The 13,923-nt window shown below is 74.5% G+C and carries 10 protein-coding genes; 8 read left to right on the forward strand and 2 right to left on the reverse strand.

Going from position 1 to position 13,923, the window contains the following annotated elements:
• Positions 1–47: 47 nt before the first annotated feature.
• The 3 genes from ACFPZJ_RS06865 (at position 48) to ACFPZJ_RS06875 (ending at position 3,230) form a co-directional block, all read left to right on the forward strand.
• Positions 48–1,217, forward strand: a complete 1,170-nt coding sequence (locus ACFPZJ_RS06865) for a sensor histidine kinase (RefSeq protein ID WP_381018639.1) — start codon at positions 48–50, stop codon at positions 1,215–1,217.
• A 14-nt stretch (positions 1,218–1,231) separates the two neighbouring features.
• The gene (locus ACFPZJ_RS06870; RefSeq protein WP_381018641.1) at positions 1,232–1,894 is read left to right on the forward strand and encodes a response regulator transcription factor; all 663 of its coding nucleotides are present in this window, start codon (positions 1,232–1,234) and stop codon (positions 1,892–1,894) included.
• Positions 1,895–2,072: 178 nt separating this feature from the next.
• On the forward strand, positions 2,073–3,230 hold the full coding sequence (locus ACFPZJ_RS06875; protein WP_381018643.1) for an ROK family transcriptional regulator: 1,158 nt from the start codon (positions 2,073–2,075) through the stop codon (positions 3,228–3,230).
• Between the two features lie 73 nt (positions 3,231–3,303).
• Here ACFPZJ_RS06875 and ACFPZJ_RS06880 read toward each other — a convergent pair whose 3' ends face one another.
• Both ACFPZJ_RS06880 and ACFPZJ_RS06885 read right to left on the reverse strand, forming a co-directional pair.
• Complete coding sequence (locus ACFPZJ_RS06880) at positions 3,304–4,065, reverse strand: GntR family transcriptional regulator (RefSeq protein ID WP_381018645.1); 762 nt, start codon at positions 4,063–4,065, stop codon at positions 3,304–3,306.
• Between the two features lie 290 nt (positions 4,066–4,355).
• A complete protein-coding gene (locus tag ACFPZJ_RS06885) occupies positions 4,356–5,279 on the reverse strand; it encodes an RNA polymerase sigma-70 factor (protein ID WP_381018646.1) in 924 nt (307 codons plus the stop codon).
• Between the two features lie 293 nt (positions 5,280–5,572).
• Between ACFPZJ_RS06885 and ACFPZJ_RS06890 the strand changes: the two genes are divergently transcribed.
• The 5 genes from ACFPZJ_RS06890 (at position 5,573) to ACFPZJ_RS06910 (ending at position 13,848) form a co-directional block, all read left to right on the forward strand.
• On the forward strand, positions 5,573–6,403 hold the full coding sequence (locus ACFPZJ_RS06890) for an alpha/beta fold hydrolase (RefSeq protein WP_381018647.1): 831 nt from the start codon (positions 5,573–5,575) through the stop codon (positions 6,401–6,403).
• 74 nt (positions 6,404–6,477) lie between these two features.
• Complete coding sequence (pdxR, locus tag ACFPZJ_RS06895) at positions 6,478–7,923, forward strand: MocR-like pyridoxine biosynthesis transcription factor PdxR (RefSeq protein WP_381018649.1); 1,446 nt, start codon at positions 6,478–6,480, stop codon at positions 7,921–7,923.
• A gap of 124 nt (positions 7,924–8,047) precedes the next feature.
• Positions 8,048–9,634: an alkaline phosphatase D family protein gene (locus tag ACFPZJ_RS06900; protein ID WP_381018651.1), complete on the forward strand. Its 1,587-nt coding sequence runs from the start codon at positions 8,048–8,050 to the stop codon at positions 9,632–9,634.
• A gap of 171 nt (positions 9,635–9,805) precedes the next feature.
• Positions 9,806–11,212: an SWIM zinc finger family protein gene (locus ACFPZJ_RS06905; RefSeq protein ID WP_381018652.1), complete on the forward strand. Its 1,407-nt coding sequence runs from the start codon at positions 9,806–9,808 to the stop codon at positions 11,210–11,212.
• Positions 11,209–13,848, forward strand: coding sequence for a DUF7824 domain-containing protein (locus ACFPZJ_RS06910; protein WP_381018654.1), 2,640 nt, complete (start codon positions 11,209–11,211; stop codon positions 13,846–13,848). The genes ACFPZJ_RS06905 and ACFPZJ_RS06910 overlap by 4 nt, the downstream gene beginning before the upstream one ends.
• The last annotated feature ends 75 nt before the right edge of the window (positions 13,849–13,923 follow it).

The following is a 13,923-nucleotide window of genomic DNA, read 5'->3' on the forward strand; positions in this document are numbered from 1 at the left end:
CCGTGCGGGGGAGGTGTGATGTCAGTGGCGGCTGCCACGATGACGACATGGTCCGCATCCTGCGCCCCTTCACGCGGGCGGTGACGTACACACGGTGGCTGCATCTGTTCATGGCCGTCGTGTGGCCGGCGATGTGGCTGTACATCTTCGCCGCCCGCTGGGCGTACGCCACCGCGGTCGTGCTGCTGGTCCTCGCCGGGCTCGTGCCGGCGATGCGGACCGTGGAGGGACTGCAGGCGCGGCTGCTGCTGACGGGACATCGGCCGGACGGCGCGTCCTCGGAGATCGTGGTCGCCCCGGCCGCCACAGGGCGCGACCGGGGCCGCACGGTCGTCTGGCTCCAGTCGCGGCTGGCACTCGGGGGTGCCGTCGCCTTCCTCACCGTCCAGTTGCCCATGCTCACCGACGACCTGGTGAGCACGGCCCGGGGAGGCAGCCCCGACGAGGCCACCTTCCTCCAGGTCCCCGGCCACCACTGGTGGTACGTGCTGCTCGCACCGCTGCCGTTGATCGTGCTGGCCGCCGCCGTGGTCGGCTCGGGCGCGCTGATCACCGTCCTCGCCCGCCGTCTTCTCGGCCCCTCCCCGGCCGAGCGCCTCGCCGCGCTGGAGGAGCGCACCGAGCAGCTCCTGGAGCGCAACCGCATCGCCCGCGAACTGCACGACTCGATCGGTCACGCGCTGACCGTGGCCGTCGTCCAGGCGGGCGCCGCCCGGACGGCGGGCGATCCCGCCTTCACCGACCGGGCGTTGGGCGCCATCGAGGAGACCGGCCGCGCCGCCCTGGAGGACCTGGAACGGGTGCTCGGTGTGCTGCGCGAGGCGGGAAAGCCCGTGAGCAGCCGGCCGACGCTCACGGACGCCGACCGGCTGCTGGAGTCCGCGCGTGCCTCCGGGGCGAAGGTGGACGCCGAGATGACCGGCCCTCTGGCCACCGTGCCGGGCCCCGTCTCCCGCGAGGGCTACCGCATCCTTCAGGAGGCGCTGACCAATGTGCTGCGGCATGCGGGCGCGGTGCCCGTGCGGGTCCGCGTCCATGTCGCCGCGGGCATCCTCGTGCTGGCGATACGCAATCCGCTGACGGCGGGCCCACCCGGTCCCGGACGCGGCAGCGGACTGCGCGGCATACGCGAGCGCGCCGCGCTGCTGGGAGGCCGCGCCCGCACGGGGCCCGACCAGGGTGACTGGCAGGTGCACGTCGAACTGCCGCTCGGTTGATCTACGCTGGCCGGATGCCGGTCACCGTTCTCCTCGTCGACGACGAGCCCCTCGTGCGCGCCGGTCTGCGGGCCGTGCTGGAGGCGCAGCGCGACATCGAGGTCGTCGGGGAGGCGGCCGACGGAGCGGCGGTCATCCCACTCGTACGGCGACTGCGGCCGGACGTGGTCGCCATGGACGTACGGATGCCGCTCCTGAACGGTATCGAGGCCACCCGGGCGCTGCTGCGTACGGTCGACGCGCCGCCGAAGATCCTCGTGGTGACGACCTTCGAGAACGACGAGTACGTGTACGAGGCGCTGCGCGCCGGCGCCGACGGGTTCCTGCTGAAGCGGGCCCGGCCGGCCGAGATCGTGCACGCGGTGCGGCTGGTCGCCGAGGGCGAGTCGCTGCTGTTCCCGGCCTCGGTGCGGCAGCTCGCCGCCGAGTACGGCGACGGCGGCGGGAACCGCGCGGCGCGGGCCGTGCTGGAGCGGGCGCAGCTGACCGAACGGGAGGCCGAGGTGCTGCGGCTGATGGCCCGGGGCCTGTCGAACGCGGAGATCGCCGCCCGGCTCGTCGTCGGCACGGAGACCGTGAAGTCGCATGTGAGCGCCGTGCTGGCGAAGCTGGGGGCGCGGGACCGCACGCAGGCGGTGATCGCGGCGTACGAGTCGGGGTTCGTGTCGCCGGGGTGACCGGTCCGGGTGGGCTGGCCGCGGGCCGGTCCGGGTGGGCGGACCGCGTGGCCGGTCCGGGTGGGCGGACCGCGTGGCCGGTCCGGGTGGGCGGACCGCGTGGGCGGCCGCCATTCGCCGGGGTCGGCCGTGCCGAGTACGATCCGGCCAACACGCGCACGAGCGGGAAGGACGGACGGTGGGGCGGCTGACCGGCGGGGATCCCTCGCTGCTGCGCAGGATCAACTCGGCGGTGGTGCTGCACGCGCTGCGGGCCACCGACTGCGCCACGCTGACCGAGATCACCCGGGTGACGGGGCTGTCCCGGCCGACCGTGGAGGGCGTCGTCGAGGGGCTCATCGAGGCGGGCCTGGTCGTCGAGAAGGCCGCCGACGAGAGCGTCGTACGGCGTCAGGGGCGGCCGGCGCGGCGGTTCCGGTTCCGGGCCGAGGCCGGGCATCTGCTGGGCCTGGAGATCGGCGCGCGCCGGGTGGCCGCGCTGCTGGCCGACCTGGACGGGCGGGTGATCGGCTCCCAGGTCAAGGACGTGGACGAGACGGCGCCGGCCGACGAGCGGCTGGAGCGGGCGCGCATCGCGGTCGCCGAGCTGCTGCGGCGGGCCGGTGTGGCGCGCGGTTCGCTGCGGGCGGTCGGCGTGGGCACGCCCGGGATCGTCGAGGCGGACGGCACGGTGCGGCTGGGCACCGCGCTGCCCGGGTGGACCGGGCTGCGGCTGGGCGAGCGGCTGAGCCGTTCCTTCAAGTGCCCGGTCCTGGTGGAGAACGACGCGAACGCCGCCGCTGTCGCCGAGCACTGGAAGGGCTCCGCCACGGAGTCCGACGATGTGGTGTTCGTGCTGGCGGGGCTCAGCCCGGGTGCCGGTTCACTGATCGGCGGGCGGCTGCACCGGGGGTTCGGCGGTGCGGCCGGCGAGATCGGGGCACTGCACCTGCTGGGCCGAGAGGCGGCACCGGAGGCCCTGCTGTCCACCACGGACGAGCCGCTGCACCCGCTCGACGAACAGGCCGTCGCGAAGGTGTTCGCGCAGGCGCGTGAGGGCGACCGGCGGGCTCGCGACGCGGTCGACCGTTTCATCCGGCGACTGGTGCACGACGTGGCAGCGCTGGTGCTGGCGCTCGATCCGGAGCTGGTCGTCATCGGCGGCTGGGCGGCGGGGCTGGACGGCGTCCTCGATCCCCTGCGCCGTGAGCTGGCCCGCTACTGCCTGCGCCCGCCGAAGGTCGCCCTGTCCCTGCTCGGCGAGGCGGCGGTGGCGACGGGGGCGCTGCGGCTGGCCCTGGACCATGTGGAGGAGCAGTTGTTCGCCGTCGAGGGCACGGTGACGGCCCGCCGGTAGACCGCGTCGGCACAAGCGTCGCGCCCCGGCACACGACCGGGGCGCGACGGAAGAGCGGCGGGGACGCGGCGGGTCAGGACGCCCGGCGCTGCGGTCCGTGGTGGATCTGCACGCCGCCGGAGTCCCCGAAGGTCAGTCGGCAGGTGTCGGCGCGGTAGGTGGCGACGGAGAGCGCCGCCGTGCGGCCTCCGGCGACGAAGCGGGTCGTGACGACGAGGACGGGCGCGCCGGGCAGCCGGTCCAGTTCCCTGGCGTCGTCCGCGCGGGCCGAGCCGAGTTCGACGGCATTCTCCTGCCGCTCCAGCTCCAGGTGCTGCAGTTCGCGCAGCACCGCACGCGCGCGTGCCGCTCCGGACGGGGCGTCGATGCCGGACAGCTCGGGCACCGACGACGGCGGGATGTAGAGCAGTTCGGCGGCGACGGGCTGCCCGTGCGAGACCCGGGAGCGGCGGACGGTGTGCACGGGCTCGTCGCGGCCGGTGCCCAGGGCGTCGGCGACGGCCGCGGGCGGCACCGCCATCGTGCAGTCGACGGACTGCCAGGCGTCCTCGGGACCGCCCGGCCAGACGTGCTGCGCCGTACCGACGGAGACGCCCATGCGCGGAGGGGCGACGGTCGTACCGACGCCGCGGCGGCGCTGGAGCCGGCCTTCGAGCTCGAGCTGTTCCAGGGCCTGGCGGAGCGTGGCGCGGGCGACGCCGAAACGGGCGGCGAGGTCACGTTCGTTGGGCAGGATCTCGCCCACCGAGAACTCCGAGTCGAGCGCCTCACTGAGCACGGTCTTGAGATGCCAGTACTTCGGTTCCGGCACCGTTTCCAGCTGCGTGGTCCCCACCCTGTCCTCCGCATTCGCCGTGATCCGGCGGCGTTTTCGCGCCCTTGTTTATTAAAGGTTGTTGCACTTCTCTGCGACCATAGGGCGGCCCCCACCCTTGGTCAAGACCAATCGCGATCCCCCAGGCAGTAGCGTGGCGGCACGTGTCAGTGGCGGGGACAGGGCCCGACCGAGCGCCGGTTGCCGGCGGACGGGACGGGACGGGGGCGCAGGGCCGTCGTCAGGTGTGCCCGGCCGGACCACCGTCCCGGCCGCACCGCACGCGGCCTCCCGGTGAGGCGTCCTTCCGCTCAGCCCTGCGCCGCTCCCGGCCCGTCCTCGGCCCCGTCCTCCACCTCGGCCAGCGACCGCAGTTTGTCGGGGTTGCGGATGATGTAGATCGCCTGGATGCGGCCGTCGGCGACGTCCAGTTGGAAGACGGAGTCGGGCTTGTCGCCGGAGAGCGCCAGGACCGCCGGGCCGCCGTTGAGTTCCAGGATGCGGGCGGACAGACCCGGTACGCCCTTCCGCGCGGCACCGACGAGGAAGCGGCCCACCTTGTCGGCACTCTCCAGCACCCGCAGCGGCGCCCGCGCCTTGCCGCCGCTGTCGCCGACGAGCCGGACGTCCGGAGCCAGCAGTTCCATCAGGCTCTCCAGGTCGCCGCCCGCCGCGGCGGCCAGGAACCGCTCGGTGAGGTCGCGGCGCTGCGCGGGGTCCACCTCGTAGCGCGGCCGGCGCTCCTCGACGTGCCGCCGGGCCCGGGTCGCGAGCTGACGGATCGCTGGCTCCTCGCGATCGAGCATGGCCGCGATCTCGGCGTACGGGAAACCGAAGGCCTCCCGCAGCACGAACACCGCGCGCTCCAGCGGCGACAGCGACTCCAGGACGACGAGGACGGCGAGGGAGACGGAGTCGGCGAGCACGGCCCGCTCCGCGGCGTCGGGGGCGGTGTCCCCGAAGTCGGTGACGTACGGCTCGGGCAGCCACGGGCCGACGTACGTCTCACCGCGCGCCTTGATCTGCCGCAGTCGGTCGATGGCGAGGCGGGTGGTGATGCGCACCAGGTAGCCACGCGACTCGCGCACGTTGCCGTGGTCGGCGCCCGACCAGCGCAACCAGGCCTCCTGGACCACGTCCTCCGCGTCGGCCACGCGGCCCAGCATGCGGTAGGCGACTCCCAGGAGGACGGGACGGTGCTCTTCGAAGACGGCGGTCGCGGTGTCGGTGGTCACGGCACCATCCCAGCCGACGGGTGCGGCTGTGTCCAGGCGGGGCCGGGTGGGGCATACGTGTCCCCTCCGGGGGTGCGGCGAGCCAGGCGGGGCGCACGTCTCGCCACCCGGGGTGCCGACGTGCCGGGTGGGGCATACGGGTCTCCACCCAGGGGCTACCCGTCAGTAGTAATTGCTGACAAGCTGTCTACGGCGTCCGTCGGCCCGTACCGCCGGCCCGTCAGCCCGTCCGTCAACCCGCCGGCCCCGCCTGCCCGTCCTGCTCAGCGAGTCCCCAGACGAGGAGCACCTCCATGTCCGCCACCGTCTCCTTCAAGGTCGCCTCACCGCACGGCCCGAGGCCCGTGACCGTGTCGTACCTGCGTGTGGGCAGCGGCGAACCGTTGCTGCTGCTGCACGGCATAGGTCACCACCGGCAGGTGTGGGACCCGGTGATACCCGCCCTGGCGGCCGAGCGCGACGTGATCGCCATCGACCTGCCCGGGTGCGGCCGGTCCGAGGCGCTCCCGGACGGCATGGCGCACGACCTGCCCACGATGAACGCCGTACTCGCCGCGCTGTGCGAGGCCCTGGAGATCGACCGGCCGCATGTGGCGGGCAATTCGCTGGGCGGGCTGCTGGCCCTGGAGCTCGGCCGGGCCCGGCTCGTCCGGTCCGTCACCGCACTGTCCCCGGCCGGGTTCTGGAGCGAGGCCGAGCGGCGCTACGCCTTCGCGATGCTGATGACGATGCGGCAGATCGCCCGGCGGATGCCGCGGCCGCTGGTCGAGCGGCTGGCCCGCCCGGCGGTCGGCCGTACGCTGCTGACGAGCACCATCTACGCCCGGCCGGGCCGCCGTTCTCCCGAGGCCGTGGTCGCCGAGACGCTGGCGCTGGCCGGAGCCCAGGGGTTCACCGAGACGCTTCGCTCGGGAAAGACCGTCCAGTTCACCGAGGACGTCGTCGGCGTGCCGGTCACCGTGGCGTGGGGCGACAAGGACCGGCTGCTCGTGCCCCGGCAGGGCGTGCGCGCCAAGGGCGTCATGCCCAAGGCCCGGCTCGTGCGGCTGCCCGGCTGCGGCCACGTCCCGATGAACGACGACCCGGCGCTGGTGGCCCGGGTCGTCCTCGACGGCAGCCGCTGACCGCGGCCGGGGCCCGGCGCGGAGCACCCGGCCGGGGCGGTGTCCTTCTGCGAGGTGCCTCTAGAGTCCGGACCATGACGTCATCGCAGACGGGTCCAGCCGGGCACGGCGCCTCCGCCGCCTGGGAGTTGCTGCTGCCGGCCGCCTCGGCTCCGGCCCGCACGCGCGGCCGTTCCCTCCAAGCGGCGCTGCGGGAGGCCGTCCGCTCGGGCCGGCTCGCGCCGGGCACCCGGCTGCCGTCCAGCCGGGATCTGGCCGCCGACCTCGGCGTGTCGCGCGGGCTGATCACGGAGGCGTACGAGCAGTTGACGGCCGAGGGCTACCTGCGCAGCGGCCGGGGCGCCGGGACCTGGGTGGGCGGTGCCGTACGGGCCGCCCGGCCCCGCGCGCACGACCTCGCTCCGCGCTCCCCCGGCGCCCGCGCCGACTTCGTGCCCGGCACCCCGGACCTGTCGCTGTTCCCCCGCTCCGCGTGGGCCGCGGCGCAGCGCCGCGTCCTGGCGGAGCTGCCGCACCAGGAGCTCGGTTATCCCGATCCGCGCGGCCTGCCCCGGCTGCGCACGGCGCTGGCCGAACTGCTCGCGCGGCGGCGCGGCGTGGTGGCCGATCCGGAGCGGATCGTGGTCGTCTCGGGGGTGGCCCAGGCGACCGCGCTGCTCGGTTTCGTGCTGCACGCGCGCGGGGTGCGCACGGTCGGCGTGGAGAGCCCCGGCAGCCCGCAGCACGACGCCCTGTACGCCTCGACCGGGGTCACCGCGGTGCCGCTGCCCGTGGACGGCGAGGGAGTCGTCATGGAACCGCTGCGGGCGTCGGGCGTACGGGCCGTCGTGGTGACGCCCGCCCACCAGTTCCCCACGGGCATCGCCTACTCGGCGCGGCGCCGCGCGGAACTGCTGGACTGGGCGCGGTCGGTGGACGGGGTCGTCCTGGAGGACGACTACGACGGCGACTTCCGCTACGACCGTGCCCCCGTGGGCGCGCTCCAGGGACTCGACCCGGAACACGTGGCCTACACGGGCTCGGTCAGCAAGTCCCTCGCACCGGGGCTGCGGCTGGGCTGGCTGCTGGTTCCGCAGTCCTGGGCCGACGAGATCGTCGAGCGCAAGCGGACGATGGATCTCGGCCATCCGACCCTGGACCAGGCAGTGTTCGCCCGGTTCCTGGAGCACGGCGACTACGACCGCCAACTGCGCCGCTGCCAGCGCGCCTACCGGGAGCGGCGCGACACGCTGGTCGCCGCCCTGGCGGAGCACTTCCCCGGCGCGGAGGTGTCCGGGATCGCCGCGGGGCTCCACGTGATCGCCGCGTTCCCGGAGCGCTACGGGCCTGAGGACCGGTTTCTGGCGCGGCTGGCGGCGGCCGGGGTGGCGGTGCGCCCGCTGACGGACTGCGCGCACGCGCGTGCCGACGACCCGGGCACCGGCGGCAAGGGAGTGCGGCTGGTGATGGGGTACGCGCACGTGCCGCCTGCCCGGATCCGTGCGGGCGTACGACTGATGGCCGAAGCGATGGCCGGCTGAGCGCCGCACGCCGGTTCCCCGGCCCCCGCGGTCAGTTGTTCACTTGGGGTTTGCGTGCGTGCCGCGCGGCACGCGTAGTTGTGGCACCGCACACTGGCCGGATCACGTCCGTGGAGGCGCATCCATGTCACACCGTCCCCTGCCCGGTCGCCGCAGCGTCCTGCGCGGCTCCCTCGCCGCGTCGGCGGCCCTGACCCTGCCCGGCGTCCTCGGCACGGCACCGGCCTTCGCCCTGTCCGGGCGTCCGAAGGCGGAGTGGGGCGTGCAGACGGGCGACGTGACGTCGAACTCCGGTCTGGTGTGGGTACGCTCGGACCGTCCGGCCCGGATGATCGTCGAGACGTCGGCCACCGAGTCCTTCCGCAACGCGCGCAGATGGCACGGTCCGCTGCTCGGCGCCGGCACGGACTTCACCGGCACGACCCGGCTGCGCGGGCTGCCGCCGGGCGAGCAGATCCACTACCGGGTGCTGCTCGCCGACCCGGACGACCCGCGCCGGATGGGCGAGCCGGTCACCGGCACCTTCCGCACCGTGCCGGTACGGCGGCGCGACGGGGTGCGCTTCGTGTGGTCCGGCGACCTGGCGGGGCAGGGCTGGGGCATCAACCCGGACATCGGCGGCTACCGCATCTACGACGCGATGGCCCGGCTCGACCCGGACTTCTTCCTCTTCAGCGGCGACACCGTCTACGCCGACGGCCCCATCGCGGCGACCGCTCCCCTGCCGGGCGGTGGCACCTGGCGCAACGTCACCACCGAGGAGAAGTCCAAGGTGGCCGAGACCCTGGCCGAGTTCCGCGGCACCTTCCGCTACAACCTGCTCGACGCGAACATGCGCCGCTTCAACGCCCAGGTGCCGTCGATCGTGCAGTGGGACGACCACGAGGTGCGCAACAACTGGTACCCGGGCCAGGTCATCGCCGACACGGACACCCGCTACACCGAGAAGAGCGTCGACGTGCTGACGGCCCGGGCCCGGCGCGCGTTCAGCGAGTACTTCCCGATCTCCACGCTGCGGCCTGGCGCGCGGGAGGGCCGTGTGTACCGCGTGCTGCGGCAGGGGCCGCTGCTCGACGTGTTCGTGCTGGACATGCGGACGTACCGCGACGCCAACTCGCCCGGCACCGAGACCGTGGACCCGCAGGGCATCCTGGGCCGCGAGCAACTGGAGTGGCTCAAGCGGGAGCTGGCGGCGTCACGTGCGGTGTGGAAGGTGATCGCCGCCGACATGCCGCTGGGCCTGGTCGTGCCGGACACCTCGGAGGGCAGGCGGAACATCGAGGCCGTGGCGCAGGGCGACCCGGGAGCACCGCTCGGCCGTGAGCTGCAGATCGCCGAGCTGCTGCGGTTCGTCAAGCACCGGCGGATCACCGGCACGGTGTGGCTGACGGCCGACGTGCACCACACCTCGGCCCAGCACTACCAGCCGTCGCGGGCCGCCTTCACCGACTTCGAGCCGTTCTGGGAGTTCGTCTCCGGGCCGCTGAACGCCGGTGCCTTCCCGGCCAACGCGCTCGACGACACCTTCGGTCCCGAGCGGGTGTTCGTGAAGGCGCCGACCACCGCCAACGTCTCGCCCGCCGGCGGCTACCAGTTCTTCGGCGAGGTCCACATCGACGGCGACAGCGGCGAGCTGACGGTGCGGCTGCGGGAGCAGGACGGCACGGTGCTGTTCACCAAGGCCCTGCGGCCGGGTTTGGTCGGCCAGTGACTCCCCCGTCCGCGGCGCCGCCCGGCCCGCGGCTCCCCTAGCACGGGGACGTGCCGCGCACCGGTGCCATCCCCGTGCGCGGCACGTCCCAGACACCGTCAACTCGCCCTCCATAAAGGCTGTTTCCGCAGGTCAGGGCCGATTGTCAGTGGTGGACCGTACGGTCTTCACATGACGCGATCTTTGCAGGCCGTGGCCTATCGACGACCCTCCGTGCTGGAGTCCGCTGCGGGCGGACCCCGCCTCGGGCTGGAGACCTCCCGGGGTGCCACACCTTCGGGCACGGTGGACCATCCGCGGTTCTTCACCGGCTTCCTGACGTCGCCTCAGGTGGCGTCGGCGGGACTGCTGGCGGTGGCCGACGTGGCCGCCGCGCGGTACTACCAGCCGCAGTTGCGCGCCTCGCTGGACCCGGTGGTGACGGGCAACGGCGACCGGTTGCGGTTCGAGTCCTTCTCCGGCTGCGGCGGGGTGTACGCGCGTCTGGACGTGCTGGCGGGCGGCCTGGACGGCGACGAGGTGGGGCACGGCACGACCAACGTCGACGTCAACAACCCGCTGCGCGAGGCGCTTTCGCGTATCGGCGCGCACGACCCGCTCCATCTGCGGGTCGGGCCCGAGGAACTCGCCGTGACCACCCTGGACGGTCCGGTCGTGGAGAAGAAGGTGCCGCTGCCCAACCGGTGGCTGCGCGGCTTCGCCGAGGCGCAGGTGACAGCGGCCGGTTTCGATCTGCGGGCCGAGCTGACCGCCGCCGAGGCCGTGCGGTTCCTGCGCGCGCTGCCCCGGGGCGGGGCACGCAGCGTCTCCGCGCCCCCGCGCTGGGTGGTGCCGGCCGGGCACGTGCTGCGGCCGACGACGCGTGCGGTGCCCGGCGCGGTGTGCCTGCCGGGCCCGGAGCGGCTGGCCGCGCTCCAGCGGGTCCTGCGGCACGCGACGGCGCTGCGGGTGTACGGCCCCGCCGTGACCTCGGGCGCCGCCGCCACGGCCTCCGCCTGGGAGGCGGTGCTGCCGGGCATGCGGCTCACCCTGACCCTGTCGCCCGACGCCTCCCGCGGCTTCTCCGGGGAGGGCGGTGTGCTCGACGCGCTCGCCACCGACGAGGCCGCCGGGGACGCCGAGCTGATCGCGGTGCTCCTCGCCTGGGAACCGCGCATCGACGTCGCCGGCCTGGCGGCCGGATCGGGTCTGACGGCCGAGCGCGTCCGCGCCGCCCTGGTCCGCCTGGGCACGTCGGGCCGGGTCGGGTACGACACGGCGGAGGCGGCCTACTTCCACCGGGAGCTGCCGTACGACGCCGACCGCGCGGAGCGGCACAACCCGCGGCTGCGGTCGGCCCGCGCGTTGGTGGCCGCGGGCGCGGTCGCCCTGGACGGCGAGCTCGGGACGGTGACGGCCGAGGACGATCATGTGCACCGGGTGCGCGACGCGGCGGGTGTGCTCAGCTGCAGTTGCCTGTGGTGGGCCCGCTACCGGGGCGGGCGTGGTCCGTGCAAACACGCGCTGGCGGTGCGCATGGTGCGGCGGGGCGCCGCGGTGGAGCAGGGCACGGTACGGGTCGACGGGGGTGTGCGATGAGTGCGCTGATGGACGCGGTGCGGGCCGGGCGGACGGCCGACGTGGTGGAGCTGCTCGACGGGCTGACGGACGCGGAACGACGCGCGTACCTCCCCGAGTTGAAGGCGCTGCGCAAGGATCTGAGGGCGGAGCCGTGGAGCGCGGAGTCCCGCCGCGCCTATCCCGCCCTGCACGCGGCGGGGGCGGCGTGCCAGACCGGTGCGGCGGGCGTGGCCGGCTGGCTGGCGGCCACGGACATGCGCTGGTCGCAGGCGTCTCCCGGGGTGCTGCTGCACGTCCTGGGCGACCGCGACTCCGACTGGCTCGCCGACGTCACGCACCGGCTCGCGCAGCGCCCGGTGAGCGCCCGTGTGCCCTTCGAGCTGATGTCCGGTCTGGTGCGGCTGTCGGGCTGCCCGGTGCCGACGACGGACGCCTATGTGCGGGGCTGGCTGGGCCATGTCGGCGGTACCTGGCACCTCGGGGGCACGGTGTGCGACCGTCTCCGGCGGGATCCGCACGTGACCGAGCTGGTCGCGGCGCTCTTCGAGACGGACGACATCGGCTCCCTGTTCGCGTGGCTGTCCGGTGAGGGACCGGACAGCTGGCCGTCGGCCATCGCCCGGCTGACCGTCGAGGGCGTGCTCGACCGGAAGGCGACGGTCGACGCGTGTGTGGCGCGGCTCCTGCGGGGTGGCCCGTTGGCCGATCAGCGCCTGTTCCTGAGGGTGTTGCGGGCACTGGACCTCCACCGCCACGAGGAGCGGGAGCGGACGGCCGACTGGCTGGCGCTCGCCTCCGACGCCGTCGCCGTGGTCGCCTCGCACGCCCAGTCGGTGCTCGGCGCCCTCGCGCTGGACGGGGAGCTGACGGCGCGGCGGCTGGCGGAGATGTCGAGCGGGGTGCTGTTCCGCACGGAGAAGAAGCTGGTGCGCGCCCAGCTCGTCCTGCTGGGGAAGGTACTGGCGCGTGACGCGTCCGCGGCCGGGGAACTGCTGCCGGTGGTGGCGCAGGCCTTCGGGCACGAGGACTCGGACGTGCAGGAGCGGGCGTTGAAGCTGGCGGAACGGCACGCCGGGAAGATCGGCGCGCAGGAGGTGCGGGACGAGCTCGCGGTCGCGGCGGAGCAGTTGGTCCCGGTCCTGCGCAGCCGGGCGGTCCGGACGCTCGGCGCCACCCCCTGGACGCCGGAGCCGGTGCCGTACGAGGAGGTGCTGCCGCCCGCTCCGCAGGCGGTGCGGCTCTCGGCCGCGCCGGGGTCGGTGGCCGAACTGGCCGAAGAGGTCGGGGCGTTGCTGGCGTCCGGTGGCGACGTGCCAGTGTTCGAGCGCACCCTGGACGGTCTGGTCCGCCATGCCCACCGGGACCGCGACGCGCTCGTAGACGCGCTCGGGCCGGTGGTGGCACACCGGTGGTGGGTCACCGCCGATCCCGTCCACTTCCGGGCGAAGGACTACTTCGACCACGCGCCGCAGAACCTTGAGGTGGTCCTCGCGACGCTGCTGGGGAAGGTGCCCACCGCCACGCTGCAGGCCGCTGTCCAGCAGGGCTCACCGACGTTCGGCTGTGTCCACGCAGCCCTCTGCAGGGCCTTCGCCGCGCGCCTGTGGGAGGTGGCGTACCGGATCCGCACCGAGCCGCTGCCGTTCCTGCTGTCGACGCCCAGTTGGAGCACGGGCCTGCTGGAGCCCGGCGAGCTGGTGGACCGGCTGGAGGCGTACCGGCGCCTGGGCGCCCGGGTGTCGGAGGCCGATTTCGCGCAGGCGCTGCTGCGGGTCGGCCGCGCCGACCGTGCGGCGGCCGCGGCCGCCGCGGAGCGTGCCGCGGCGCTCGGCACACGGGAGGGGACGCGGCTCGCCCGGTGGCTGACCTCCGACGCTCCGGCGCTGCCGACGTCCAGGCTGCGGACCTCCGGGCCCCGCGTCCTCGTCGAGCTCGGCGAACTCACGGAGTTCCAGGAGGACTTCCCCCCGGAGTTCCGGCACCTGGGCCGTCCGGTGAGCGTCTTCGCGGACCGCTGGCGCTGCTACCACTGGGACGACGGCATACGGCAGCACTGGACGGCCCTCCTCCCCGAGCGGCGCGAACTCGTGGCCGCGCGGATGCTGCACGACCTGTCCGCCCTGGCCGTGGACGACACACGGGGTGCCGCCTCGATCCTGCCCGGGCTCGCCGAATCCGGCGGCGAGGCGGGCGAGGCCCTGCACCTGGGGCTGGCGTACGGGCTCGGCGCACGGCACCCGGAGGACCGGCTCGCGGCCGTGGACGCACTGCTGGTGCTGGCGGCGTGCGGCCGGCTCGACGCGGGCCGGCTGGGCGCGGACCTCGGGCTGCTGGTGCGGCGCGGGGCGGTGAAGCCGCTGCGGCTCGCCGAGTCGGTGCGCACGGCGGCGGCCACCGGTGCGCACGCCACCGTCTGGAGCGTGCTGCGGCACACCCTGCCCGTCATGCTGGCCGCTCTCGCCGCCGACGGTGCCTCCGTCGCGGCCCGCGGGCTCGGGGACCTGCTGGCGGTGGGCGCCGAGTGCGCCGAGCGGACGGGTGCCAAGGACGAGCTGCCGCACCTGGCGCAGGCGGCGAGCCGGCGCGGCTCGTCCCGGCTGGTCACCCAGGCCCGCCGCCTGCGCGACGCGCTCGCGGAGGAGAGAGCGGCATGACGTGATCCCGTCCGGTGCGCCAGGTGCGCCCCCACCGCACCGCATTCGTCAAAACGACAACAAAAAGGCACAGAA

The organism is Streptomyces bullii (assembly GCF_042657145.1).
GTDB lineage: Bacteria > Actinomycetota > Actinomycetes > Streptomycetales > Streptomycetaceae > Streptomyces > Streptomyces bullii.

Coding starts and splice junctions, on each gene's coding strand:
- ACFPZJ_RS06870 (WP_381018641.1), top strand. CDS start 1,232: ATGCCGGTCACCGTTCTCCTCGTCGACGACGAGCCCCTCGTGCGCGCC.
- ACFPZJ_RS06865 (WP_381018639.1), top strand. CDS start 48: ATGGTCCGCATCCTGCGCCCCTTCACGCGGGCGGTGACGTACACACGG.
- ACFPZJ_RS06890 (WP_381018647.1), top strand. CDS start 5,573: ATGTCCGCCACCGTCTCCTTCAAGGTCGCCTCACCGCACGGCCCGAGG.
- pdxR (WP_381018649.1), top strand. CDS start 6,478: ATGACGTCATCGCAGACGGGTCCAGCCGGGCACGGCGCCTCCGCCGCC.
- ACFPZJ_RS06910 (WP_381018654.1), top strand. CDS start 11,209: ATGAGTGCGCTGATGGACGCGGTGCGGGCCGGGCGGACGGCCGACGTG.
- ACFPZJ_RS06905 (WP_381018652.1), top strand. CDS start 9,806: ATGACGCGATCTTTGCAGGCCGTGGCCTATCGACGACCCTCCGTGCTG.
- ACFPZJ_RS06900 (WP_381018651.1), top strand. CDS start 8,048: ATGTCACACCGTCCCCTGCCCGGTCGCCGCAGCGTCCTGCGCGGCTCC.